The sequence below is a fragment of the Legionella worsleiensis genome (assembly GCF_001467535.1).
GTDB classification, from domain to species: Bacteria; Pseudomonadota; Gammaproteobacteria; order Legionellales; family Legionellaceae; genus Legionella; species Legionella worsleiensis.
Genome location: NZ_LNZC01000005.1, coordinates 28,504 through 52,438 on the forward strand (window position 1 = coordinate 28,504; position 23,935 = coordinate 52,438).

Below are 23,935 nucleotides of genomic sequence, written 5' to 3' on the forward strand. Positions count from 1 at the left end.
GTTCATGGAAAAAAAATCCAATCAAGTATTAACCTTTCACTACGAAGGCATCAATAAATCCGGTCAAAAAATGGCTGGTGATATTGAAGCAAAAAGTGTGGCTATTGCTAAAGCCGATCTCAGAAAACAAGGAATAGTAGTAAATAAAGTAGTAAAAAAAAGAAAGCCAATGTTTGATAGAACTAATAAAAAAATCAAACCTGGTGACATTACTGTTTTCAGTCGCCAACTGGCAACCATGATAGAAGCTGGCATTCCTTTAGTTCAATCCTTTGACATCGTAGCAAAAGGTCAGTCCAATAAACGCCTCAAGGACTTGATTGAATCAATAAAACACGATGTCGAAACAGGGCTTACTCTGTCTGAGTCATTAGCCAAGCATCCCGTTTTTTTTAATGAGTTATTTTGTAATCTTGTTGATGCGGGTGAAAAATCAGGATCACTGGACATCATGCTGGATAAAGTTGCAACCTATAAAGAAAAAATTGAAACCATCAAGAAAAAAATAAAAAAAGCCTTAACTTACCCTATAGCTGTTATGGTAGTGGCAATGATTGTTACCGCTGGATTATTAATTTTTGTTGTTCCCCAATTTGAATCATTATTCAAAGGATTTGGAGCTGATCTGCCTGCAATGACAGCGGCCGTTGTTGCAATGTCTAAATTCATGCAGGCCTATTGGTATTACGTTTTTGGTATATTAGGTGCTGCGGTTTATGCTTTTATGTACGCTAAAAGCCACTCTGTCGATTTTGCCCAAAACCTCGATAGGATCTTGTTAAAATTTCCAGTTATTGGCCCTATTCTTGAAAAAGCGGCCATTGCACGCTTTTCACGAACACTGTCCATCACTTTTGCCGCAGGATTACCTTTGGTTGAGGCATTAAAATCTGTTGCCGGAGCAACAGGCAATATTATTTTTGCTAACGCAACAGAACAGATTCGGGAAGAGGTGTCTACCGGACAACAGATGAATGCCGCCATGGAAAATACCCATCTCTTTCCTAATATGGTAATTCAAATGGTTGCTATTGGTGAAGAATCTGGCACATTAGAGAAGATGCTAGGAAAAGTAGCTGATTTCTATGAAGAGGATGTCGATAATGCTGTTGATGCTCTTAGTAGTTTATTAGAGCCCATAATTATGTCAATATTAGGCATTCTGGTTGGTGGTTTGGTCGTTGCCATGTATTTGCCTATCTTTAAACTGGGATCTGCAGTTTAATTGATTGTTTATTATTTTATGTTGTTTCATATCCATAATTAATGTTCACCCTGACCAAGAACCTCAGGAAATAAAACTGAATAAGGACTTTAACTGCAAATGATATCCGAATTATTACATTATAATCCTGCTTTGATGTATCTGATGATTGCGCTCATTTCCCTGGCCATAGGGAGCTTGCTGAATGTCATTATTTATCGTTTACCGATTATGTTACAGGCTGAATGGAAAACGCAATGCTGTGAATTGTTGGATATTTCTACCCCAAAAGAACAGCAGAGCCTGAATTTATTTTTACCCAGATCATTTTGTCCTGAATGTAAAACACAGGTTAAAGCATGGCATAACATCCCTATTATCAGTTATCTTTTATTAAGAGGTCATTGTTCCTCCTGTAATGCACCAATTTCAGTTCGTTATCCGCTAATAGAATTGCTAACCATGCTGCTTTCCTTATATGCAAGCTGGCATTTTGGATTTACCATAAATCTGTTCTTTGTTCTTTTAGCAATCTGGATTGTGATTCCTTTAATTTTTATAGATCTCGACCATCAACTATTACCCGACAGTCTTACTTTAAGTTTGTTATGGCTTGGGCTTATTGCCAACACACAAAATCTGTTCACTAATCTTCCCGAAGCGGTTTTAAGCTGCGTTGGCGCTTATTCAGGACTTTGGTTGTTTATTAAATTATTTTATCTAATTACCGGCAAAATAGGGATGGGACATGGAGATTTTAAACTGTTTGCTGCATTTGCCGCCTGGCTTGGATGGGTCTATTTGCCTTTAATTCTGCTCTTGTCATCAATTAGTGGCGCAGTGTTTGGGATGATTTATTTGCACGTGAGCAAACAATCCCGAGAAACCACCATACCCTTTGGCCCTTTTTTGTGTATTGCGGGTTTGGTATCTCTTTTTTGGGGACAAGCAATTGTAGCCTGGTACCTGAATTTATGGCTGTAAAAACCATAAAAACAAGTCCAGGCATACCCGAAGCTCTATTACAAAACCCTAATGAGACTCTTTTTTTCGCTGCATAATCGCTGAAAAAAATTCGGGCTTATTCAGTCCCATAGAAGCAAAAATCTGTGGGATTTTGTCCCAACTGCCCTCTTGCTCAATGCTTTCTACAATCAATTCAAAGCCTTTATCCTTGTCAATGATGACTCCCCAGCCATTGATTATACAAAGTCCTCTGAATCGTTTTGCAGCAATATGACCTAATTTTTCAGCCGCAAGCAGATGAGCATGTGCTTCTTCATAAAGTTGCTGACTTCTCCTAAGATTTGCCGAGCTGTCAAATACACCTTCGCTGTCCAGATTTTGTCGGTATTTAGCTTCATCAATAAACATTTGAGCGAGTTGATAATGGGCTGACGAATCATCAAGTTCGGCTGCTTTGCGATAACATTCAATTAACATAATTTCAGAAAATGGAAATTTTTTACTGCATTTCATTTTCTTTAGCAAGGCTGCCAGTTCGAAATAACAAAGAATTTCTCTTTTGATTATTTCATCTCCAGGCTGATTATTGACCCGGTTGTTTTGCATCGCTTTAATTTTTTTTGACAACCTTTTTATTTTCCAGCGCCTCATACTAAACATAAATACTCCTGCAATGATTAGGGGTCAGTTCGAATAGCTACTTCTAATAACAGAAGCACAAAAACAATTAAAATCATCCACAAAATAATTTTGGCAGTCAAACTCAGAGATTCTTTAATATCCGTTTGTAAATCTAAAGTGGCACCTGGTTTTTCTTCAGTTTCTGTTTGTTTGGCAAGACCTAAAATCTGATCATCGATATGATTGGAAATGTAATATGAAATGTAACCAGCAACTAAACCAGGTAAAAAGAACACCAACCAGGAAATGGTCTTACTAGCAACCTCACCATAATCGTAACGTTTCTCAATGAAGGTGATCAAATGGGTTAAAAACTCAGGAACATCATAATGTAAATTCCATATTAAAAACGGGAGAATATACATACTGAAAAAAAACAAACCCAGCGCCAAAATCAAACTGATAATTCCTAATACATACAATCTGTTATTTGCGGAAAATCTGTCCTGTTCCATGAACCCCATCCTTAGAATGACCTAGACTAAGTATAGCCAATTTTAAAGATAACAGATGCGCTTTAACAAGTACACTTTGGGAGTATTATTCCAGGGTAAACGCATCTAAATTATGAACATAAATCTCCACCCTTTTGTCTACGTCCTGCGCTTTATGCGCAGGATCCATGCGATCTTAGTGCAGGCAAAGATCTGGATTCTGCGCATAAAGCGCAGAACGTAGGCATCTTGGTCTTAGATAATATGTTTAGATGCGTTTGCCCTGAGTATTATTCCGAACTCAATAACAGCAAAGTGCCCTAAATTTACTACAAATCGTTTTAATCAAGGTATTTCACGCCTGATGAAGCATAGCGACAGCAGCAAATAAATCATATAAAATTTTCAGCTTGGTTTATCTCTTAAGGACTTTTATGAAACGCCAGGTTTTTATCCTCTCAGATGGAACGGGAATTACCGCAGAAACACTAGGAAACAGCCTTATAACACAGTTTGAAAATATAGAGTTTGAAAAACAAACCCTACCTTACATTGATTCACTGCAAAAAGCTGAAGATGTTATTGCCCGTATCAATCTGTCTTATGAACAAAAAAAATCAAAACCGCTCGTCTTTATGACCTTGGTTAACCCGGAAATTCGCCAATTATTTAAAAATGCTAATGCCTGTGTTTTTGATTTGTTTAGTACGTTTATAGGCCCCCTTGAAACTGAGCTTAATGAAAAATCATCCTACACCGTAGGTCGTAGCCATGGGGTTGCAAACGATAAATCCTATACTCACAGGATAGAAGCAGTAGATTTTGCTTTATCTCATGATGATGGAATTAAAACACGAGGTTATGATAAGGCGGATATCATTTTAATAGGCGTTTCACGCTGTGGAAAAACGCCAAGCTGCCTTTATATGGCATTACAATACGGGATTTTGGCAGCGAACTACCCATTTACAGAGGATGATCTTATTGGATTTCATTTACCAGAAGTATTAAGACCGTACAAACACAAATTGTTTGGGCTAACTATTGATCCACCCAGATTACAACAAATCCGTTCCGAACGCAGACCCAATAGTAAATACGCTTCACCAGAGCAATGTCGACTCGAAGTGGCTGAAGTAGAAGCCATGTATAAAAAAGAAGGTATTCCCTATATTAATTCGACAAAATATTCTATAGAGGAAATTGCGACCAAAATTTTGGCTTCCTCAGGTTTAAAACGTAAAATTTAAACCGATTGAGTCACCAATAGTGCGTTTATCGCTACAGGATTTTTCTGCAAGGATAAACGCATTAAAACACCCACATATGAATGAAAAGCAGATAGTTCTTAATCGACCACCCACATAGCCATAAAATCACTAACCGTCATAGCCGCAAGCGTGTTGGTATCGCTCATTGCCTTGGCTATTTGCTCCACTCGATTCGCAGGTAATCTCGTACTGAGGTTGTTCTTGAACTTGGATAACAAGACAGGTATACCCTCTTCTCTTCTGCGCTTATGACCAATGGGATATTCCACTGTAATCAGCTCACTTTCAGTACCGTCATTGAAAACCAGCTTGATGCTGTTTGCTATGGAACGTTTTTCAGGATCATGGTATTCACGAGAAAAACGCTCATTTTCAGTAACTTGCATTTTGGCTCTCAAGGCATCAATTCTTGGATCTGCCGCAATACCATGTTCATAATGTTCTGCTTTCAAATCCCCAAACAATAAACCAATAGCGACCATATACTGCAGGCAATGATCTCTATCTGCCGGGTTATGTAAAACCCCCTGTTTACTAATGATTCGTATTGCAGACTCATGGGTAACCAGTTCAATCTTTGCTATTTCGTCGTATCGTTTCTCAACCAAGGGATGTAAAGCAACAGCACACTCAACAGCAGTTTGGGCGTGAAACTCGGCAGGATAAGATAATTTGAACAATACATTTTCCATGACGTAACTGCCGTAAGGACGTTGGAACTTAAATGACTTTTTATCAAATAAAACATCATAAAAACCCCAGGTAGGTGCACTTAACGCACTGGGATATCCCATTTCACCAGCCTTGGCAATTAAAGCCAATCGAACCGCTCGGGAAGTTGCATCTCCAGCGGCCCATGATTTTCTCGAACCCGCATTAGGAGCATGTCGGTATGTTCTTAAACTCTGACCATCAACAAAAACTTGAGACAAGGTTCTCAACATCATGTCGCGATCGGCACCAAAAAGTTGTGCCGCAACTGCTGCACTTGCAACCTTAACCAGAAAAACATGATCCAGTCCAACACGATTAAAACTGTTTTCCAGAGCAAGACATCCCTGAATTTCATGCGCCTTGATCATAGCAGTAAGTACATCCTGCATCAAAACTGGAGGACGGCCTTTTGCACACTGTTGTCGGCATAAATAATCAGCAACAGCGAGAATAGCTCCCAAATTGTCGGAAGGATGTCCCCATTCAGCAGCAAGCCAGGTATCATTAAAATCCAGCCAACGAATCATAGTACCAATATTGAAAGCTGCCTGAACAGGATCCAGTTCATAACCGGTTCCAGGAACTCGTGCTCCACCAGGAAGAGTCGCCCCTTCAACAATTGGCCCCATAAGTTTGGTGCACTCAGAAAAATTCAGCGCCAGCAAACCACAGCCCAGAGTATCCATTAGGCAAAGACGAGCGGTCTCATAAGCGAGTACGCTATCAATTTTGGCATTTAATACATAATCAGCTATATCTACGATAACCTGATCATAATCAGGCTTGACATTATCTTCTACGTAACTGCTCATTTTAACCTCTGTCCTTAATTTCAGTGAATGCTCTTGATTCTGGGCCTATGTATTCTGAAGTAGGCCTGATTAATTTATTATTGGCTCTTTGTTCAAACACATGTGCAGACCAACCGGTAATTCGTGACATAACAAATATTGGGGTAAACAAAGCGGTGGGAATACCACAGTAATGGTAAGCTGATGCGCTGTAAAAATCGAGATTGGGAAATAGTTTTCGCTCACTCCACATGACTTCTTCAATGCGCTCTGAAATGTGATACAGCTGCAAATCGCCTTTGGCTTCTCCTAATCTGAAAGACCATTTCTTAATAATATCGGAGCGTGGATCACTGGTAGTATAAACTCTATGACCAAAACCCATGATCAACGCCTTGTTGGCTAACATGTGTTTTAAGCCTATCTCCGCCTCATCAGGTGTCTTGAATTGTTCAATAAGTGCCATAGCAGCCTCATTGGCTCCACCATGTAATGGACCACGCAAGGTTCCAATCGCACTGGTTATTGCAGAGTAAAAATCAGACAAAGTGGCTGCGGTGACCCGAGCAGCAAAGGTGGAGGCATTAAACTCATGTTCAGCATAAAGAATCAGCGAAACATTCATCATATCCACTTCAATTTTTTCAGGTTTTCTGTGATGTAATAAAGCAAGGAAATGGCCGCCTATAGTTCGCTCCTCACTAAAACCGGAAATTTCCCTATTCTGATAATGAAAACCATACCAATAACACATTATCCCGGGAAATAGTGCCAATAATCTGTCGGCAATATCGTATTGTTCAGTGAAATGATGTTCCGGTTCTATAGTTCCCAAATAAGAACAAGCAGTTCTTAACACATCCATGGGATGGGTGTTTTTAGGAATTAATTTTAATACAGTTTTTAGATGCTCAGGCAATTCCCTGAGGCTTATGAGTTTATTGGTATACTTCTCAAGTTCTGTTTGTGTTGGAAGATGACCATAATGTAACAAATAAGCAACCTCTTCAAAGCTTGCATATTCTGCCAAATCATCTATTGAGTAACCTCTGTAATTTAAACCTTTACCAGCCAGGCCAACAGTAGCAATTGCTGATTGTCCAGCAACAACACCGGCTAAACCTCCACTCTTACTACTCATTTTCTTCCTCCATCAGTTGGTCCAGTTTTTTTTCATATTCATGATATCCGAGCATGGAATACAACTCTTCTCGGGTTTGCATGGTATCAAGTAGTGATTTTTGCGTGCCTTGTTGGATTATTGTTTTATACGTGAACAAAGCAGCTTGTGACATCGCTCTAAAAGCACTCAAGGGATAAAGAATTAATGAAACACCCACATCGTGCAGTTCATTACGGGTGAATAATGGTGTTTTACCAAATTCTGTAATATTGGCCAGCACCGGTACCTGCAAACTCTGAGTGAAGGTTTTATACTCCGCCAAAGTAGTCATGGCCTCAGGAAATATCATATCGGCACCCAATTCAACACACAATTCGGCACGTTCAATTGCAGCACTCATTCCCTCAACCGCATAAGCATCTGTTCTTGCCATAATCACAAAATCCGGATCCAGGCGAGCATCTACAGCCGCTTTGATTCTGTCGCCCATTTCCTTCATGGATACAATGGCTTTATTTGGCCTGTGTCCACATCGCTTGGCCAAAACCTGATCTTCAATATGAATGGCTGCTACGCCTGTTTTTTCCATCTGTTGAACTGTTCTGCTGATATTGAAGGCATGTCCCCACCCTGTATCAACGTCAACTAAAAGAGGTAATGGCGATATATCGGTAATACGACGTGCATCCTCAAGCACTTGTGACAAATTGGTCATCCCAAGATCGGGTAATCCATAAGAGGAATTGGCCACACCTGCGCCAGAAAGATAAATTGCCTTGCAACCTGCTGATTCAGCTAACATAGCTGTGTACGCATTAACAGTACCTAAAACCTGTAACGGTTTATTTTCCTGTACTGCACATCTGAATACTGCTCCCATTGACTTGGTCATTCCCTACTACTCCCTTGACCTAAAGATTTGTTATTATGCTCTAATGAGAAGTCCTTCTCAATCCATTTCGCTAAATTACCAAATGCCCCTTAAGATACCAGCGACAATAGCCTGAAATAAAAACTCGGTCATCCATCAGCTCACAAAATAACTCCCCTTTTCGATGTGTTCCCTGAACTGCTCGTAAGCTGGATTTGTTGAGTTTATTTGCCCAAAAAGGAGTTAAAACACAATGAGCCGAACCTGTGACAGGATCTTCCGAAATACTGTGCTTCGGATAAAAACAACGAGAATAAAAATCAGCAACAGAACATTCTGAAGTTATTATAAGCCCTCGTTTTGGTAATTTAATCAATTCTTTTAAATCAATCTGCGCATTCTGCACTTGAATTTCGTTTTCAAGAACAAGCAAATAATCAAGATCACTGTCATACGCTTCAATTACAGGCTGATCAATAAGTGATTTTATAAATTCAGTCGCTTCAGAGCGGGCATAATTTAATCTGGGAAAATCAAGAGTCAGACGGTCTTTTCTTTTCAACACAGACAATTGCCCACTCAAACTATGAAACGTGATGTGATCTGCAGCACGTTTTTTTGACTCGAACAATACAAAAGCTGCTGCAAGCGTAGCATGACCGCAAAGTGGAATTTCACCATTAGGGGTAAACCAGCGAATATGATATCCATTATCTGAGTCAATGACGAATGCAGTTTCTGATAAATTATTTTCTGCGGCTATTGCCAAAAGTAACTCATCATTTAACCATTCTTCGAGAAAACAGACTGCGGCCGGATTTCCATGAAATACCTTGTCAGTAAACGCATCAATCTGAAAAAATTCAATACTATGCACAATTTGCTCTCATGACAAAATTGCTTATTATAGCCGATAAAGTAACGAGTTTTAAGAATTGCATTCTATGTTTCTTGAAAATCGTCGCTTCATTAGTTGCATGCTGATCTCATGAGAGGCTAAAAAGTTAACGTACACCACGGATTATATTTTTTCGCAAAAAGCGCGTAGGCGATATTGCCTTGATAAGAGTTCTTGGAATACACCCTATTTCATTGTTAATAAGTGAGGCAAGCCATTCTGCACATAATGGGATAGTTGTTAATCCCCGTGAACCAAATCCAGCGCAAACATAAAGACCCGGGATGTAAGGTCCTGGATTGCCTATCCATCGTTTCGAATTGAGTTCCAATGCGCTAAATTGTTCAATAAATTCATCACGCTTCACAACAGGTCCGACAAGAGGCAAATAATCAGGAGTAGACGCCCTTACTGCCGCCCAATGATGAAGTATTTCTTTAGACCACAAATCTGATGATGATATATTCAATAATTTACATAAATTACTTAAATCATCCTCTTCTTGAATCTGCTCAGAACTATCACCCAGGTTATAGCTTGCACCAAAGGAGTGACAACCGTTCATTGCAGGCAAAACATGTCCATCGCCACAAATAGGAATTTTAAGTAAAGAACTGTCTGAAGTTGCGGCTATTGTAGACATTTGCCCTCTAATGGGCTTTATTGGTAGATATTGTGTCTGATTAAATGCAGCCGTTTTGTTTCCAGAGCAAATGATTAAAACATCGGCCGCATTTTCGTTGATTATCCAGCTCTTGCCATTATAAGAAAATGAATCAACCGTTGTGTTTGTGTTAAGTATAATCCCTTTTCTATCAATCAACAGCTCACAAAGTACTGGAGAATTAATCCATCCTGACAGAGGAATGTAAAGGCCCGGATGATTAATGCTGATACCTGACAATTTTGAGGCTGCATCTGCGGTAATTAATTGACCAAGTTCTGGATAATGATGCAGCCATGTTTCAAGACTTGTTTGCCGTTGAAGCTCTTTATCATCATAAGCGAGCAAAAGAGAGCCGTTTAATTCTCCTAGCTCAGGATATTGTCTTAACATGCCTTTGTATATTTTATTCGCATAAAGAAAAGACGAGAGCATCAATTGGGTTAAGGGGGAATCATAAGCAGACAATTTCGGAAATAAAACAGCCTGATAATTCCCAGAGGCGCCAGCCCCTACAGCATGCCGCTCGTCAAACAGAGTTACCGTCCAACCTCGGTTAGCCAGACAATGAGCCATAAAACAACCAGCAAGACCACCACCAATTATGTGCGCTGTTTTATTTTCTGATTTAAAGGGAATACTCGCATGCCAAGGAGTTTGTTTAACAGAATAATAGTGAGATTGTGGTTTTTTATAAACACCTGAAAGCATATGTCTTTTTGGGCCAAATCCTTTTTTCTTTTCGACTGTAAAACCCGCTTGGGATAATGAAGATTTTACAATTTGAGCTGCAGTATAAGTGGCGTAGGTAGCATTTTCTTTAGATAACATAGCCAATACGGAAAAAAGAGGATAAGACCACATGTCTTCATTTTTAGCGGGTGAAAATCCATCCAGATACCAGGCATCTATAAAGCTCTGGCGTAGTTTTGATTCAAGAATGGCGTCGCCACAAACCAATAATTGTTCAAAGCATTCCAAAGCGTCACCTAACATCAGCGTAAGCTTGATGCGACCATTGCAGAATGATAAGTGATGATATCCTTGGGTCAGCACTGGGTATTGCTCATATAACTGTATGGCGTATTGCGAGAGTTCAGGCCAAAGTGCCAGGCAACGCTGCAAATCGCTAAGGCGCAAGGGATGTTTTTCACAGGAAAAATAATGTAAACGAGCAGACGCTGGTGCGAATTCTTCCCACAGTTTTAAAGTCACAAGAAAATTCAACCCTGAGCCAAAACCAGTTTCACCAATATTAAAGAGTGTATCAGTGGAATTGGGAAGCTCAGACCACCTCTCGAGAAGATGATTTCCGTTAATGAATACGTAACGACTCTGCCTTATTCCACTTTCTGAAGAGCTGTAGACATCCTCATATCGTTTGGAAAAAGGCAAATCGTTATGCCAATCAAGATTTGCTACCTCTATAGGAGCGAATGGTTTACTCAAAGAAGCCTGCTCTTCCTAAAGTTAATACAGTTATTCAAGAACAAGTATTTGACTTGATAAATAATCATTTTAAGTACCCAGCTGCCTCAAAACCTGCTCTGCTGCGGCCTGAGTTTTGTTAATCTCAAGCTCGCCATGAGCAATGGAGACAAAGCCCGCCTCATACATTGACGGAGCCAGATAAATACCGTGCTGCAACATACCGTGATAAAATTGTCTGAAGAGTTGTTCATCAGAAGATGCAACATCACCAAAATCACACACCTCTTCTTTATCAGTGAAGCAAAAACCAAACATCCCACCCAATGACGCTGTAAACAAGGGAATATTAGCGGATTGGGCAACCTCAGATAAAACAGAGGTGAGTTTTTGGGTCGTTTGATTTAATTGATTAAAAAACCCAGGTTGTTCCAATTCAGTTAGAGTTGCCAATCCGGCGGCCATGGCTAAAGGATTGCCCGACAAAGTACCTGCTTGATATACAGGGCCCTCAGGCGCAAGAAAAGACATAATGTCATCTCGACCACCAAGAGCGCCAACGGGCATTCCACCGCCAATTATCTTGCCAAAAGTAGTGATATCCGGTTTAACACCAAATAAACCCTGCGCACCTTGCAAACCAACTCTAAATCCGGTCATCACCTCGTCAAAAATCAACACGGCATTATACCGATCGCACAGTTCACGAAGCCCCTCTAAAAATCCGGGTTTAGGAGGAATAAATCCCATATTACCGGCAACAGGCTCAATGATCACAGTAGCAATGTCGTCTGGGTATTTGGCAAATAACTGGGAAACTTGATCCAGATTATTAAAATCAGCGGTCAGGGTATGTTCGGTAATACTGGCAGGAATTCCTGGTGTTGATGGGATTCCCAAGGTGAGCAAACCCGATCCGGCCTTAACCAGTAAACTGTCGCTATGACCATGGTAACAGCCGTTAAATTTAATAAATTTGTTTCTTTGGGTATATCCTCTGGCCAGTCTTATTGCGGTCATAGTTGCCTCAGTGCCGGAATTGACCATTCGTATTTTTTCAACTGAGGGCATTATTGAAATGATTTTTTTTGCCAAAAGTATTTCAAGCTCAGTTGGCGCCCCAAAGCTCATTCCACTGTGTAAAACACGTTCTACAGCCGCAATTACTTTGGGATGACAATGCCCAAGAATAAGAGGCCCCCATGAGCCCACATAGTCTATGTACTGATTATCATCTTCATCAATCAAATAGGCGCCTTTACCTTGTTTGAAAAAGAGAGGGTCACCGCCTACTCCTTTGAATGCCCGAACGGGTGAATTAACACCACCAGGAATCACTGATTGAGCCTGAACAAATAAACTGGATGATCGAGACATATAACACTCACCATGAACAGAAAAGAAAAATTGGTACAAATTGACAAAATTTGTTTAAAACGTTTTATCAATTTACGAAACACCAAAGCAGCATGAGTTGCCTTTTTAATTATTATATCCCCTTTGGTAGGCGGACAATTTAAAACAAATTAAAACATTTCTGAAGGCCAATTATTAAAAAAATAAATAAAGCCTTTTGTAGTCACAGCAGAGGCGCACATCGCTCAGATTATCGCCTTTGCAAACAGTGTTTTTCCGATGGTACAATCATTCAATGACATTAGCAAAAAAAACCGTGTTGAGTTCATGGTTTAACTTTACTTAACGCACAACAGTATATAGATTATGCAATTTTTTTGAGAGTATTTATTATGCAAGAGTTTAAAAAGTACATATGCGTTATCTGCGGTTTCATTTACGATGAAGCTGAAGGATGGCCTGAAGATGGTATTGAACCGGGCACACTTTGGGCTGATGTTCCTGAAAACTGGTTTTGCCCTGATTGCGGCGCAGGAAAAGAAGACTTCGATATGGTTGAAATTGATTAATCATCCGTACAATGGCACTCTGTTGGTGTCCAGCACCAACAAAGAGCCAGTTTATTAAAAAGGTTTTACCACAACCAAAATAACAATTGAAATCAGCAATAGTGTCGGCAATTCGTTGAATACTCGATAAAAAAACGAAGACCTTTTATTTATATCTTTAGCAAAACCTTTAAGATAATAGCCACAGGTTAAATGGTAAAACCATAATAACAGCACGAGAAACAACTTGGCATGCATCCATCCTGCTTTTAAATAATAACCCGTATTAAAATAAATCAAGCAAATACCCAAGACTGAAGTAACAACCGCAGCAGGCCAGGTTATTCCGTAATAAAGCCTTCGCTCCATAATTTTGAATCGTTGCACACTGACTATATCATCGGCTTGTGCGTGATATACAAACAATCTGGGTAAATAAAATAAACCAGCAAACCAAGCTACAAGTGCGATGATATGAAACGCTTTAATCAACAACATACTACTTCCCCTTGTTTTTTTTTCGTTTTCTTCTGGTGCGCCTTAACAAATTCAAAGCTTCTACGCCCAAAGAAAATCCCATTGCAAAATATAAATAACCTCTTGGTATATGAAAGGAAAAACCATCAGCAACCAGAACAGTACCAATCAAAATGAGATAGCTAAGCGCAAGCATTTTAATTGTGGGGTGTTTTGTAATAAATTCACTCACCGGCTCGCTGGCGTAAATCATGATAATAATGGCACATGTGATAGCTAAGGCCATAACCCAAAAATGAGAAGTTAAACCCACAGCTGTCAAGACGCTGTCAAGAGAAAAAATAATATCCAGCAAAGCAACCTGAATAATTACGCCCCGGAATGTAGCTGATGCAGAAGTTCCGTGAGGCAAAGAATTGGTTCTTGATTCATTGGTTACGTCCTGATGAATTTCATCTGTAGATTTCCATATTAAAAAAGCACCACCCAAACAAAGGAATATGTCACGAGCCGAAAAAGTCATGTCGCCAATGGAAAACAAAGGTTTAACAAGTTTTACCATAAAAACGGCCGAGGCCAATAACATCAAACGGGTCATCCAAGCAAAGGTAAGCCCCCATCTTCGTGCTTTTTTTCTTTTCTCCTGAGGGAGTTTTTCGGTTAAAATTGATAAAATTACCAAATTATCAATACCCAAAACAACCTCGAGAACGATTAAGGCAATCAAGCTCAAGACAACATCAAAAAACTCCATATTCAATCCCTTTATGTTTTAATCAAACCATTCTCTCTAAAATTTTTGTAAAGGTAAATGATTCACTTTATTGATTTGCTTCGTTATAATTATCTTGGTTTAATCAATTTTGTGAGAATTAGCAATCATCAAATTTATCAAAAAGCTGTTAAAGAAAAACAGGAGTCACAAACCTCCGGTTAATTCAGCTTACATCATTCCTCGAAGCAAGCATTCGATATCTAAAACGGATATTAGCTCTAATGCGATAAAAGTGCTTAATCGTTTAATCAGCAACGGATTTCAGGCGTATCTTGTTGGCGGTAGTGTTCGGGATCTTCTGTTACATAAAGCCCCAAAAGATTTTGATGTGGCTACTAATGCAACGCCCAATGAAGTCAAAAATCTGTTCCGTAATGGCAGGATTATAGGTCGCCGTTTTAAGCTGGTACACATTCTTTTCCATAGAGAAATCATTGAGGTAGCCACCTTTAGAGGCCACGATGCCGTTGACTCCAGCCAGCAAACCAATGAACGGGGCATGCTTGTCAGAGACAATGTTTACGGCACTCTCGATGAAGATGCATGGCGTCGGGACTTTACCATTAATTCCCTCTACTATAATATTGACGACTCAACCATCATAGATTTCACTGGTGGCGTTAATGACGTACAAAACCAATTAATTCGTATGATAGGTGATCCTGTAACTCGTTACAAAGAAGATCCCGTCAGAATGTTGAGGGCTATTCGATTTAGTGCAAAACTGCACTTTAAACTGGCACCAGAAACAGAAGCTCCTTTTCCTGATATAAGTCATTTAATAACCCATGTGTCAAATTCACGTTTATTTGACGAAATGACCAAGCTATACCAGTGCGGTGAAGCAGAGACAGTACAAAAACTACTCATTCAGTATGGTTTGTTTGAACATTTATGCCCGCAAACCTTTAAGCTGTTTTCTAGCGACTATCCAGTCAAGGCACTGTTGGGTATTGCTCTTGAAAATACAGATACCCGTATCCGTGATAATAAACCGGTAACTCCGGCATTTCTTTTTGCCGTATTATTATGGTTTCCCATGATCGAAACCTCAAAAAAATTACAAAAAGAAGGGCTCGATCCTCTACCTGCAATAGAAAAAGCAATGTCATTAACCATTGCAGAGCAAAATAAAATCATATCTATACCCAAACGCTACAGCCAGGTAGTCAGGGAAATATGGTTATTACAATACCGATTTCAGAAAAGAATGGGTGGTCGAGCTTTCAATTTGCTGCAACATCCACGTTTTAGAGCCGCATTTGATTTTATGGCATTAAGAGCCTTGGCTGGAGACGAATCCATTGAGCTTGCACAATGGTGGACTACGTTTCAGGAAGTTGATGAGACAGAACAAGGAAAAATGGTAGCAATACTGACACCTGCGCCCTCTTCTAAACCAAGACGTAAACGCAAGCCCAAAATTGCAAAATGAATATTTGCTTTTTAAGTTTGGGTTCCAATCAAAAATCACCCGAACGGCAGATTAGGATGGTCATTAAAGAACTTAATGCCATCCCAACTAGCGCCGTTCTCTGCTGCTCACAAATTTATTGGACTAAAGCCTGGGGACTAAAGAGCCAACAGGACTTTTGCAATGCTGTTGTTAAAATTAGCACTCGTTTAAAACCTGAAATGTTGCTCAGATGGTGCCAAAAAATAGAAAAGAAGCACCTGAGAATCAGAAAAAAACGTTGGGGTCCAAGGACTCTTGATGTTGATATCATCTTGTATGGCGACAGAGCGATTCATACTAAGAATCTCATCATACCTCATCCACATTACTTACACAGAGACTTTGTTATCGAACCATTACTGGAAATTAATCCGTCAATAAAATTATAAATCTACTTGATAGTCTCTTTAGTCGACTATAATTTAGTTAAACATTCCAATATAACATGAGGTTATTATGTACACTGATATTCTATTTGCGTGCGACTTACTTAACGAACACTATCATTTGGCTGAAAAAGCGTCTCAAATAGCCAAACAATTTAATGCAAAATTATATTTGCTGCACGTGATAGAATTACCAGCCAGCGTACAATTAGCTCAGGGTTTAGGATTCACTGAATTAGCTAATCCCGCCAAAGATGACGCCCAAACCGTCTTATCTTTAATTGGAGAACAACTGAAAGTTCCAGGTGAACGCCAATTTGTAGAAATAGGATCCGTCAAAGAACATGTGTTTAATAAAGTTAAAGAACTCGGATGCCAGCTGGTTATTATGGGAAATCATTCATCCAAAGGATTACAAACTTTTCTTGGAAGCACCGCTCATGCCACTGTAAACCATGCCCCCTGTGATGTATTGACTTTGAAAATTTAAATCGAACCCAAATACTATTGAGTATGTCAGGGAGCCTACTCGCTGTACTCTGAATAATGATGTCTTTTTCAATAGGACGGCTCTATTGTTGCTGCCAAGTTGGATTGTTAATAAAAGGCCTAATATGCTACTATTGCCCTATTAATCAATTGACGTGATGATAGAAAATGACTTCATTGACCAAGGCATGGCAATCATACATTGCATGTCGAAGCATACTTTGGTGGCCTTTAAGCTTTTTACTGTTAACACCTTTGGCAACACTCATAGTTTTTGGTTTCATTATCCCCTTAGGCCTCGAACAGTTCGGGCTCATTACGTTTAATCATCCTGTTTTAAATTTCATGTATCTTAGTCTGGCAGGAATCCTGATTTTCTTTTCAATAGTTCCTTGGCTTGATGGCTTGTACAAAACAATTTTTTCTTATCTGAATGGTGAGGAAATTGATGAAAACACCGGATTTAGAGAGTTACATGATGCGAAAAATACGGGCATAGGCTTATTTGTAATGATAATAATAACTGCCCTCGCAAGTTCTTTGATTGTTTTTTTTAAATTTCTCAAATTACCCCTATTTTTAATTACTTATCCATGTATTCTTTTTACGCCGCTGTTAATAGTAACCAACAATGCATCACCCATTTTTGCATGGCGGGATTCAATTAAACTGGCTTTGAACAATTGGCGTTTAACCTTGAAAATTTTTGGTGTAAGAGTTTTGACGATCTTATCCTTATATGTTCCAATAGTATTAATGATTTGGTCAGCGCATCTACCCAGAGTTTTTTTTGTATTTTTTATTCTTATTATGTCGGTGATATTGGTACATAACATCATTAAACTGGTTCCTTTTTATTTTTTTTATCCTGCCTATGAATTTAAAAATCATCTTTCCTCGTCTGATTCATTTTAACCTTAATTATTTGTGAATCGACTTTATGCTTATCTGGTTAAGCGGCTATTTCTAAAAAACACGCCCCTCCCAATCAGAGCACATCCCTAATAGAGCTTTATCACCTAATATCTTAAGTTTGGATTAACCTGAATCCTTACCTTGCAAGTATTTACATTAACAGTAAAGCTGTTACTATTTTATTTTGAACGATTCGGATGTGTATGAATTTGCTTTTTCTCAGTTGGGATTGGACTAAAGTGTTATTCGATCATCACAATTTAACGCATCTAAAATATCAATTCGAGCACATTACTCGAGTTAAAGGGATAGTTTAAGTCCATCACACAACTCAAGTATGACACTGTATTCAGCAAGGAGCATCATGAAACAGTACCTGATTTTTTCACTGTATCTAATCGACTGTCATACCGTTGTTACGAAGTGAATAAAGTATAATGATTTAATTTCCCATAATAATGAGCTTTTAGCGACTCATTACAACGCATCTTAAGGACAAGACTCATGCAAAGAACCAACAAGAAAAACCTTTCGATTTTATATTTTTTATTTGCACTAGTGTGCTCTTGCATGATAGCCGGAACTGGACATGCCGGAAAACCGCTATGGACTTATCAGCCCTTAACAACCACAACACTAACCGTCCCGACCAATGGCACGGCAACAGTCCAATATCGAGTTACCAATCATTCTGCTAAATCAAAAAATTTGGTTTTGGACACGTTACCACCTAATGGATCAACAGGACTTAGCGCCTCCCCTTGTCTTCTGCCAACCAAAGGAAGCACCTGTACGCTGACATTGACCATTAACGGCAGTGAAATACCCACAGGAGGTATTCATCAGGGCCCCGTATTATGTGACAGAGTCAGCGGAATTCAATGTTATCGTCCAGATGCTGCAAGTATTTTGCATATTACTCGCGGTACACCAGGACCTGTTGGCGGTGCTACTATTTCGGTATCGGGTGCTCCCTTGATTTTATTCCCAGCATATCCAACACTTACCGGGGTAAGTAAAACATTAACCGTAACCAACACCTCATTGAATTTAACTGCAACCAACGTATCAGCAACCCTACCCCCTGATTGGAGTGATGTAACTCAAGATGCCTCTAACTGTTTAAGTATTGCTCCAGGAGCAAGTTGCCAACTCGTATTCACTCCAGGAACCAGCTCCCATGAAGCCATCGTGGCTCCCGTTGCTGGAAGCAATACAAACAGTATCAACACCAGTCTTAGTGTTAACTACCCATGGGTCACAAATAGTGCAGTGGTTTCAATAGCACCAGATCCCGCCAATAATTTGTTATACATAGGTGGTTCTTTTACCTATGTCGGCCCTAATACAGGTTCTGGTGTTCCCTTAAATGAAAGTACTGCACAAGCATTAACGAATTATCCTCGAGTCAATGGTGATATCCTTGTCGTAATCCCTGACAATTTTGGCGGATGGTATATTGGGGGAGATTTTACACGAGTTGGTGGTGTCACCCGTAACCGAATCGCTCATATTTTACCCGACTACACGGTTGATGACCAGTTTGATCCTAACGCAAACGCAACTGTCAGGGCTTTAGCAGTTAATGGCAGCACCGTATATGCTGGTGGAGATTTTACCAACATTGGTGGTCAAGCCCGAAATAATATTGCAGCATTGAACTCAGGAACAGGTCTTGCTACAGCTTGGAATCCCAACGCCGACAGTTCTATTTTTGCTCTGGGTATAAACAGTGGAACTGTATATGCCGGGGGAAGCTTCACCACTATAGGAGGACAAGGCCGTGGCTATATTGCAGAACTCGACCCAATTACCGGTCTTGCTACAGCATGGGATCCAAACTCAGATGGCTTTGTTAACGCCTTAGCATTTAACGGCACTAATGTGTATGTTGGAGGAAGCTACACCAACATTGGCGGCCAGGTTCGTAATCGAATTGCAGCACTTGATTTAGGAACTGGACTAGCCACAGGATGGGCGCCTGAGTCAGACGGTATCGTTTATGCACTGGTCACTAATGGAATTACCGTCTATGCAGGCGGATCTTTTGCCAATATTGGCGGACAACCTCGCAACCGTATTGCAGCACTGGATATAGGAACAGGTCTGGCTACGGCTTGGAATCCCAATGCAAACAATTTTATCTACACTTTGGGACTCAATGGCAGCACTGTTTATGCAGGTGGAACCTTTACTAACATAGGCGGTCAAGCCCGTAACTACATTGCAGCATTAGACTCATCTACTGGTCTTGCTACAGCATGGAATCCCAACGCCAATGGTGGCTTAAGAGCTTTGTCTGTAAACAATAACATCGTTTATAGTGGCGGGGCTTTCACCAGTATTAACGGCCAAAATCGTAACCGCATTGCTGCGCTGGATTTAACAACAGGTCAGGCCACGGCATGGGCTCCAGAAGCAAATGCGTTAGTTAATGCCCTGGGATTAAGCGGTAACACGGTCTATGCGGGAGGTGAATTCAATAATATAGGCGGTCAAGCACGCAACAATATAGCGGCACTGGATAAAGCCACTGGACTGGCTACAGCGTGGAATCCTAATGCCAATAACTTTATTTTTGCCTTACTAATCGATGGAAATACAGTATACGTAGCAGGGAATTTCACTAATATTGGTGGCCAGGCGCGTAACCGTATTGCAGCTCTTGATCTTGGTACTGGACTTGCGACGGCATGGAACCCAAATGCGAATATTGTTGTTTACACTTTAGCTCTTGATGGAAATTTGATATATGCAGGCGGAGACTTTTCAAGTATAGGTGGCCAGGCTCGTGACCGTCTTGCCGCACTGGATACAACTACTGGCCTTGCTACAGGATGGAATCCTCAAGCAAACAACTTTGTTCTTGGTTTAGCAGTTGATGGGAACACAGTATATGCAGGGGGTGGATTTTCTACCTCAGGCGGTCAACCACGTAACAATATTGTCGCATTAGATGCTACAACTGGTCTTGCGACAGCATGGAATCCCAATGCGAATAACATTGTTTATTCTATAGTTACTAGTGGCAATATCGTATATGCAGGTGGTAATTTTACCAGCATAGGGGGGCAGGCTCGTAATTATGTAGCAGGACTGGACTCAACCACAGGACTGGCTACATCGTGGAATCCGAACTTGGGCAGTATCGTCTATAAATTGTTTTTTAATGACGGCACAATCTATGCGGGTGGCGAATTTAGAACGGTAGGCGGTGAAACTACCCAGGGTATTGCTCTTTTACCGGAATAATTCACCTTAAGCAAGATGGTTTATTTACCCAAGAAATACAAAGGCTCTGACGATATGGTCGGCTTCCCTGCTTCTCCTAAAAACCCGCCTTATGGCGGGTTTTTTATCGTTTTAAACGATTAGGAGTAAACGGGCTAAATTGTTTTGGGCGACGCTGAAATCTCCAGCACATCGTTCGAGCTTTGTTTGCTTTGATCGTCAGGACTGCCCTGATCCTGTTGCGCCGTCCCTGCCTCTCTGAAAAATGAATAAGCGCTACGAGATGAAGAAACATCAGTCGCTGATGACGATGTGGTTGGCGAAAGTGCGTAGTCTGTTTCGTGGTTGGTTCTGATTAACTCCGCATTGCTTAGACTGGTTGTAGCGAGTTCCAACTGGGGCAGAGCCATTCTAAGCAGAGGCTGGTATTCGGGGTAATATTGAGCATGATGCAACACAGAATATCCACAACTATCCTTTGCCATCAAAACTTCAACTTTCGCTGCCTCAGGAAGACAATCCAGCACTTGTTTCAGAATTTTTGGATTACATCCCAGAATTTGATGCATCACAGTAAAGCCATCGCCATTCCTCATCATCATCGCCTCAGCCCTTGTTGACTCGGGCAGACATTCCAGGAGTTGTTTCAAGTGTTCCAGATGACTTGTTGCTACCCATTGCAGTAAGGAAAAGCCATTATCGTTCTTTGTCATCACGAGGTTAGCTCTTTCTGCTTTGGGCAGGCAATCCAGAAGTTGCTTCAGAATGTTCGGACTTTCTCTTACAGCAAGATACAGTAGAGTATTGCCAAATTGGCTCTTCACCATCAGCATGCTAACTCGTTCCGTCTTTGGCAGACATTCCAGAAGCAGTTTCAGAATTTCAGGGCGCATTACTGCCATCCTATGCAGTATGGAATTGTCAAAGCTATCTTTAGTCATTAATAAGCTGAATCGTTCATGCTTTGGACGTGTCTGAAGGAACCATTGTACAAAGTGCGTAAGTTGTTTATAGATGGCCAGATGCAGTGGAGTGAAGTTGTTACGATATATCACTGTATAAGATGCACCTTTCTCAAGCAGAGCACCTGCAAAACGTGTATTTCCAAACCCTGCAGCAAGATAAAACGGAGTTAATCCTTCGCTATTGGTGGCATTGGGATCAAACCCTGGATGTTGGACTATCTTCTGGACTATTGATTCAGACCCATCAGAAGAGGCTGCCAGAAGTTTTGCAATTTCAAGACTGGATAAGGGCGTGATATTTCCAGGTGTGAACATCACCGGCACAGGAGGTTCTCCTGTCGGTTCGGGTGTAGCGAGGTATTCAATCTGGGCAAGTAGCGCTTCTGGCCAGGAGTCTCGAGAAAGTTTATCACCTGCCATGTTTTGCGCCTGATTGCATCGGTTGCGGATGAATCTGATCAGGGTAGGAAGACACTGATGAAACAGATAGGACCAAGAGTCTTCAGGATAACATAGGGCATGAAGGAAGATGCGGTTTATCTGATAGGGCGTTACATCCAGAATGCCGTCTTGTCCTGCCTTTTCTATCCATTCGATCAGCATCGCATCGTGTACCTGGATGGCCGGTGCTCTTTCATTTTCTGGATTATTTTCTTGAAAGAATAATTCACAAAGTGTTTCAAAGAGAGTTGCACGAGTGAAGATTCCGTCATCACCGCTTGCGGCAAACCAGTTTGCTGCATAATTACTAATGAAGTCATGATAGGCGCTGTTTCGCCATACTCCATAACCGCGTTCAAAAGCGCACAAACGCTGCTCCAGCAAAGTTGGGTCTTCAAGCAGAGGCATAAGAGTCAAGTCGGGATTGTGCAGGCATTGGCGTAGAAAATGAAGTGCATCCCCCCATGCCTCCTGGTGTCCCCCTTTCATATCGCTGACGTCCAGCAGTTTTTTATAGTCCTTATAATGGTAAAGCGCATCGAGAAGCCTGAGAACTAAGTACATGATACTAAACGGGTCTGTTGCCGCTTCGGGGTTGGCCAGTGATTGCGGACTAAAAACGGAACCTTGAAGCCAGACGAGCGTATCTTGTGTAAGGGGGAGTATACCGGTTCCTGCGATGCAGCAAGAACTTTCCGCCAAAGTTTGTCGCCTGGCATAGCCTTCGAGGGTTGCCAGGATGGGAATAAAAGTACAGGGGATGGTTTTCAACCCCTCCTCGCTGCAATATCCGTTGATTTTTTGCATCATGAGCTTATCAGGCGCTATACCAATGGTGCGAAAACGTTCCAACACAAACTTGCGTGCTGCGTCTTCGCCTCCGGCCTTACTGATGGCATCCAGAACGATTTCTGGCATGGGACCTTTTATCCATGGCAAAAAAAGCGACTGAAAATGCTCATGCAAAGGGATACGCTCTTTGCCTACCGGGTCTCGCCCGTCAGGTAAGCCAATATTCATCTGCTTCCCAAGCACCTCCTGCATCATAAAATCGAACAATCCCTGCATCAAGACATCTTCTGCATTCAGGGGAAGGCGCTTGCCTTCATAGCCATCGAGCGCCATGAGCCAGGCATGGCGAATGCCAGTGTTACACACTGGAATTTTAGAATGTGCCAATGCGTTGTTAGTAAGGTCAAAGGCTTGAAGACGTAGCAGCCGTTCTTTTTTGACGGTACTGCCAAGTGGTACCGGCCAGCACTCTTCGTCTTTATCTATCAACGCTGAGAGAACAATCGTATAGATTTTTTGAAGTGGCAGGTACCATGAAGTAGTAACTCGCCTTCCGTCGTGTTCTTCCACTAAAGTGACATAGTCAAGTTCTTTACTCATGGTATTTGAATCCAGAGTTTTTCTAAGCCAGACTTTGGTAGAAGTATCCAGCTTGGATGAGTGTACTCGCCCTTCATAGCGTTTTCTGACGTGGTTCATTCGCATTTGTGCTGTCTTAGCAGATAAAGCGGAAGACGAAGAGGCTGATGATGCAGCGCAAGCGGGCGAGCTAACTGTGTTGCGCACAAGATACCGTGGTGCCAGCCGGATGGCAAGCATCGCTGCTGCATTTGAGGTAACTACGTTATGAGTGCTCTGTGCATCCTGGACTTTTGTAATCAGATCTTGCATAAGACTGGTTGGCATGGTCAATTTCCTTGGGCCACTTTAAAGTTTTTACTATATCATAGAGCTTGTAAACTGAGCAATGTGAACTAACGGGGTTCTATCTTGATGCTGTACAAGAAGAGAAACACCAAGTGATGTGGTATTGGTATTTCAGTACCTTTCCTCCCATTT

At 40.9% G+C, this 23,935-nt stretch carries 20 protein-coding genes; 9 read left to right on the forward strand and 11 right to left on the reverse strand.

Features of this window, described 5'->3' with window-relative positions:
* Positions 1 to 4 precede the first annotated feature (4 nt).
* Entirely contained in the window at positions 5 to 1,225 is a 1,221-nt protein-coding gene (locus Lwor_RS03295) for a type II secretion system F family protein (protein ID WP_058492484.1), read from the forward strand.
* 99 nt (positions 1,226 to 1,324) lie between these two features.
* Complete coding sequence (locus tag Lwor_RS03300; RefSeq protein ID WP_058492485.1) at positions 1,325 to 2,188, forward strand: prepilin peptidase; 864 nt, start codon at positions 1,325 to 1,327, stop codon at positions 2,186 to 2,188.
* A 48-nt stretch (positions 2,189 to 2,236) separates the two neighbouring features.
* Here the strand turns inward: Lwor_RS03300 and Lwor_RS03305 are convergent, their stop codons facing one another.
* Positions 2,237 to 2,830 (reverse strand): SEL1-like repeat protein, encoded by a 594-nt coding sequence (locus Lwor_RS03305; RefSeq protein ID WP_058492486.1) that lies wholly within the window; start codon positions 2,828 to 2,830, stop codon positions 2,237 to 2,239.
* Positions 2,831 to 2,847: 17 nt separating this feature from the next.
* On the reverse strand, positions 2,848 to 3,306 hold the full coding sequence (locus Lwor_RS03310; protein ID WP_058492487.1) for a hypothetical protein: 459 nt from the start codon (positions 3,304 to 3,306) through the stop codon (positions 2,848 to 2,850).
* A 413-nt stretch (positions 3,307 to 3,719) separates the two neighbouring features.
* On the opposite strand from Lwor_RS03310, the gene ppsR reads away from it, so the two are divergent.
* The gene (gene ppsR / locus Lwor_RS03315; protein WP_058492488.1) at positions 3,720 to 4,535 is read left to right on the forward strand and encodes a posphoenolpyruvate synthetase regulatory kinase/phosphorylase PpsR; all 816 of its coding nucleotides are present in this window, start codon (positions 3,720 to 3,722) and stop codon (positions 4,533 to 4,535) included.
* A 98-nt stretch (positions 4,536 to 4,633) separates the two neighbouring features.
* Here ppsR and Lwor_RS03320 read toward each other — a convergent pair whose 3' ends face one another.
* The 6 genes from Lwor_RS03320 to hemL all read right to left on the reverse strand — a co-directional run bounded on the left by Lwor_RS03320 (position 4,634) and on the right by hemL (position 12,422).
* The gene (locus Lwor_RS03320) at positions 4,634 to 6,082 is read right to left on the reverse strand and encodes a bifunctional 2-methylcitrate dehydratase/aconitate hydratase (RefSeq protein WP_058492489.1); all 1,449 of its coding nucleotides are present in this window, start codon (positions 6,080 to 6,082) and stop codon (positions 4,634 to 4,636) included.
* Between the two features lies 1 nt (position 6,083).
* Positions 6,084 to 7,202 (reverse strand): bifunctional 2-methylcitrate synthase/citrate synthase, encoded by a 1,119-nt coding sequence (gene prpC / locus Lwor_RS03325; RefSeq protein ID WP_058492490.1) that lies wholly within the window; start codon positions 7,200 to 7,202, stop codon positions 6,084 to 6,086.
* Entirely contained in the window at positions 7,195 to 8,076 is an 882-nt protein-coding gene (gene prpB, locus Lwor_RS03330; RefSeq protein WP_058492491.1) for a methylisocitrate lyase, read from the reverse strand. The genes prpC and prpB overlap by 8 nt, the downstream gene beginning before the upstream one ends.
* 70 nt (positions 8,077 to 8,146) lie before the next feature.
* Positions 8,147 to 8,932 (reverse strand): PhzF family phenazine biosynthesis protein, encoded by a 786-nt coding sequence (locus tag Lwor_RS03335; protein WP_058492492.1) that lies wholly within the window; start codon positions 8,930 to 8,932, stop codon positions 8,147 to 8,149.
* A gap of 127 nt (positions 8,933 to 9,059) precedes the next feature.
* Positions 9,060 to 11,066: a bifunctional tRNA (5-methylaminomethyl-2-thiouridine)(34)-methyltransferase MnmC2/FAD-dependent 5-carboxymethylaminomethyl-2-thiouridine(34) oxidoreductase MnmC1 gene (gene mnmC, locus Lwor_RS03340; protein WP_058492493.1), complete on the reverse strand. Its 2,007-nt coding sequence runs from the start codon at positions 11,064 to 11,066 to the stop codon at positions 9,060 to 9,062.
* A gap of 69 nt (positions 11,067 to 11,135) precedes the next feature.
* On the reverse strand, positions 11,136 to 12,422 hold the full coding sequence (gene hemL / locus Lwor_RS03345) for a glutamate-1-semialdehyde 2,1-aminomutase (protein WP_058492494.1): 1,287 nt from the start codon (positions 12,420 to 12,422) through the stop codon (positions 11,136 to 11,138).
* Positions 12,423 to 12,793: 371 nt separating this feature from the next.
* Between hemL and Lwor_RS03350 the strand changes: the two genes are divergently transcribed.
* Positions 12,794 to 12,970: a rubredoxin gene (locus tag Lwor_RS03350; protein WP_058492495.1), complete on the forward strand. Its 177-nt coding sequence runs from the start codon at positions 12,794 to 12,796 to the stop codon at positions 12,968 to 12,970.
* Between the two features lie 54 nt (positions 12,971 to 13,024).
* Here the strand turns inward: Lwor_RS03350 and hemJ are convergent, their stop codons facing one another.
* Entirely contained in the window at positions 13,025 to 13,447 is a 423-nt protein-coding gene (hemJ, locus tag Lwor_RS03355) for a protoporphyrinogen oxidase HemJ (RefSeq protein ID WP_058492496.1), read from the reverse strand.
* A 1-nt stretch (position 13,448) separates the two neighbouring features.
* Positions 13,449 to 14,180, reverse strand: a complete 732-nt coding sequence (locus Lwor_RS03360; RefSeq protein ID WP_058492497.1) for a TerC family protein — start codon at positions 14,178 to 14,180, stop codon at positions 13,449 to 13,451.
* 145 nt (positions 14,181 to 14,325) lie between these two features.
* Here Lwor_RS03360 and pcnB point away from each other — a divergent pair, with 145 nt between their 5' ends.
* The 5 genes from pcnB to Lwor_RS03385 all read left to right on the forward strand — a co-directional run bounded on the left by pcnB (position 14,326) and on the right by Lwor_RS03385 (position 20,699).
* Complete coding sequence (pcnB, locus tag Lwor_RS03365) at positions 14,326 to 15,636, forward strand: polynucleotide adenylyltransferase PcnB (protein ID WP_058492498.1); 1,311 nt, start codon at positions 14,326 to 14,328, stop codon at positions 15,634 to 15,636.
* A complete protein-coding gene (gene folK / locus Lwor_RS03370) occupies positions 15,633 to 16,046 on the forward strand; it encodes a 2-amino-4-hydroxy-6-hydroxymethyldihydropteridine diphosphokinase (RefSeq protein ID WP_058492499.1) in 414 nt (137 codons plus the stop codon). The genes pcnB and folK overlap by 4 nt, the downstream gene beginning before the upstream one ends.
* A gap of 67 nt (positions 16,047 to 16,113) precedes the next feature.
* Entirely contained in the window at positions 16,114 to 16,533 is a 420-nt protein-coding gene (locus Lwor_RS03375) for a universal stress protein (protein WP_058492500.1), read from the forward strand.
* Between the two features lie 167 nt (positions 16,534 to 16,700).
* On the forward strand, positions 16,701 to 17,447 hold the full coding sequence (locus Lwor_RS03380) for a hypothetical protein (protein WP_058492501.1): 747 nt from the start codon (positions 16,701 to 16,703) through the stop codon (positions 17,445 to 17,447).
* 504 nt (positions 17,448 to 17,951) lie between these two features.
* A complete protein-coding gene (locus Lwor_RS03385) occupies positions 17,952 to 20,699 on the forward strand; it encodes a beta strand repeat-containing protein (RefSeq protein WP_058492502.1) in 2,748 nt (915 codons plus the stop codon).
* A gap of 134 nt (positions 20,700 to 20,833) precedes the next feature.
* Here the strand turns inward: Lwor_RS03385 and Lwor_RS03390 are convergent, their stop codons facing one another.
* Positions 20,834 to 23,782: an ankyrin repeat domain-containing protein gene (locus Lwor_RS03390; protein ID WP_058492503.1), complete on the reverse strand. Its 2,949-nt coding sequence runs from the start codon at positions 23,780 to 23,782 to the stop codon at positions 20,834 to 20,836.
* Positions 23,783 to 23,935: the final 153 nt, after the last annotated feature.

Bases quoted from the DNA above. Each gene is read 5' to 3' on its own strand.
- hemL (WP_058492494.1), bottom strand. From the start codon at position 12,422: ATGTCTCGATCATCCAGTTTATTTGTTCAGGCTCAATCAGTGATTCCT.
- Lwor_RS03300 (WP_058492485.1), top strand. From the start codon at position 1,325: ATGATATCCGAATTATTACATTATAATCCTGCTTTGATGTATCTGATG.
- hemJ (WP_058492496.1), bottom strand. From the start codon at position 13,447: ATGTTGTTGATTAAAGCGTTTCATATCATCGCACTTGTAGCTTGGTTT.
- Lwor_RS03295 (WP_058492484.1), top strand. From the start codon at position 5: ATGGAAAAAAAATCCAATCAAGTATTAACCTTTCACTACGAAGGCATC.
- Lwor_RS03350 (WP_058492495.1), top strand. From the start codon at position 12,794: ATGCAAGAGTTTAAAAAGTACATATGCGTTATCTGCGGTTTCATTTAC.
- prpC (WP_058492490.1), bottom strand. From the start codon at position 7,202: ATGAGTAGTAAGAGTGGAGGTTTAGCCGGTGTTGTTGCTGGACAATCA.
- Lwor_RS03390 (WP_058492503.1), bottom strand. From the start codon at position 23,782: ATGCCAACCAGTCTTATGCAAGATCTGATTACAAAAGTCCAGGATGCA.
- Lwor_RS03320 (WP_058492489.1), bottom strand. From the start codon at position 6,082: ATGAGCAGTTACGTAGAAGATAATGTCAAGCCTGATTATGATCAGGTT.
- Lwor_RS03385 (WP_058492502.1), top strand. From the start codon at position 17,952: ATGCAAAGAACCAACAAGAAAAACCTTTCGATTTTATATTTTTTATTT.
- prpB (WP_058492491.1), bottom strand. From the start codon at position 8,076: ATGACCAAGTCAATGGGAGCAGTATTCAGATGTGCAGTACAGGAAAAT.
- Lwor_RS03360 (WP_058492497.1), bottom strand. From the start codon at position 14,180: ATGGAGTTTTTTGATGTTGTCTTGAGCTTGATTGCCTTAATCGTTCTC.
- Lwor_RS03380 (WP_058492501.1), top strand. From the start codon at position 16,701: ATGACTTCATTGACCAAGGCATGGCAATCATACATTGCATGTCGAAGC.
- folK (WP_058492499.1), top strand. From the start codon at position 15,633: ATGAATATTTGCTTTTTAAGTTTGGGTTCCAATCAAAAATCACCCGAA.
- Lwor_RS03375 (WP_058492500.1), top strand. From the start codon at position 16,114: ATGTACACTGATATTCTATTTGCGTGCGACTTACTTAACGAACACTAT.
- ppsR (WP_058492488.1), top strand. From the start codon at position 3,720: ATGAAACGCCAGGTTTTTATCCTCTCAGATGGAACGGGAATTACCGCA.
- Lwor_RS03310 (WP_058492487.1), bottom strand. From the start codon at position 3,306: ATGGAACAGGACAGATTTTCCGCAAATAACAGATTGTATGTATTAGGA.
- Lwor_RS03305 (WP_058492486.1), bottom strand. From the start codon at position 2,830: ATGTTTAGTATGAGGCGCTGGAAAATAAAAAGGTTGTCAAAAAAAATT.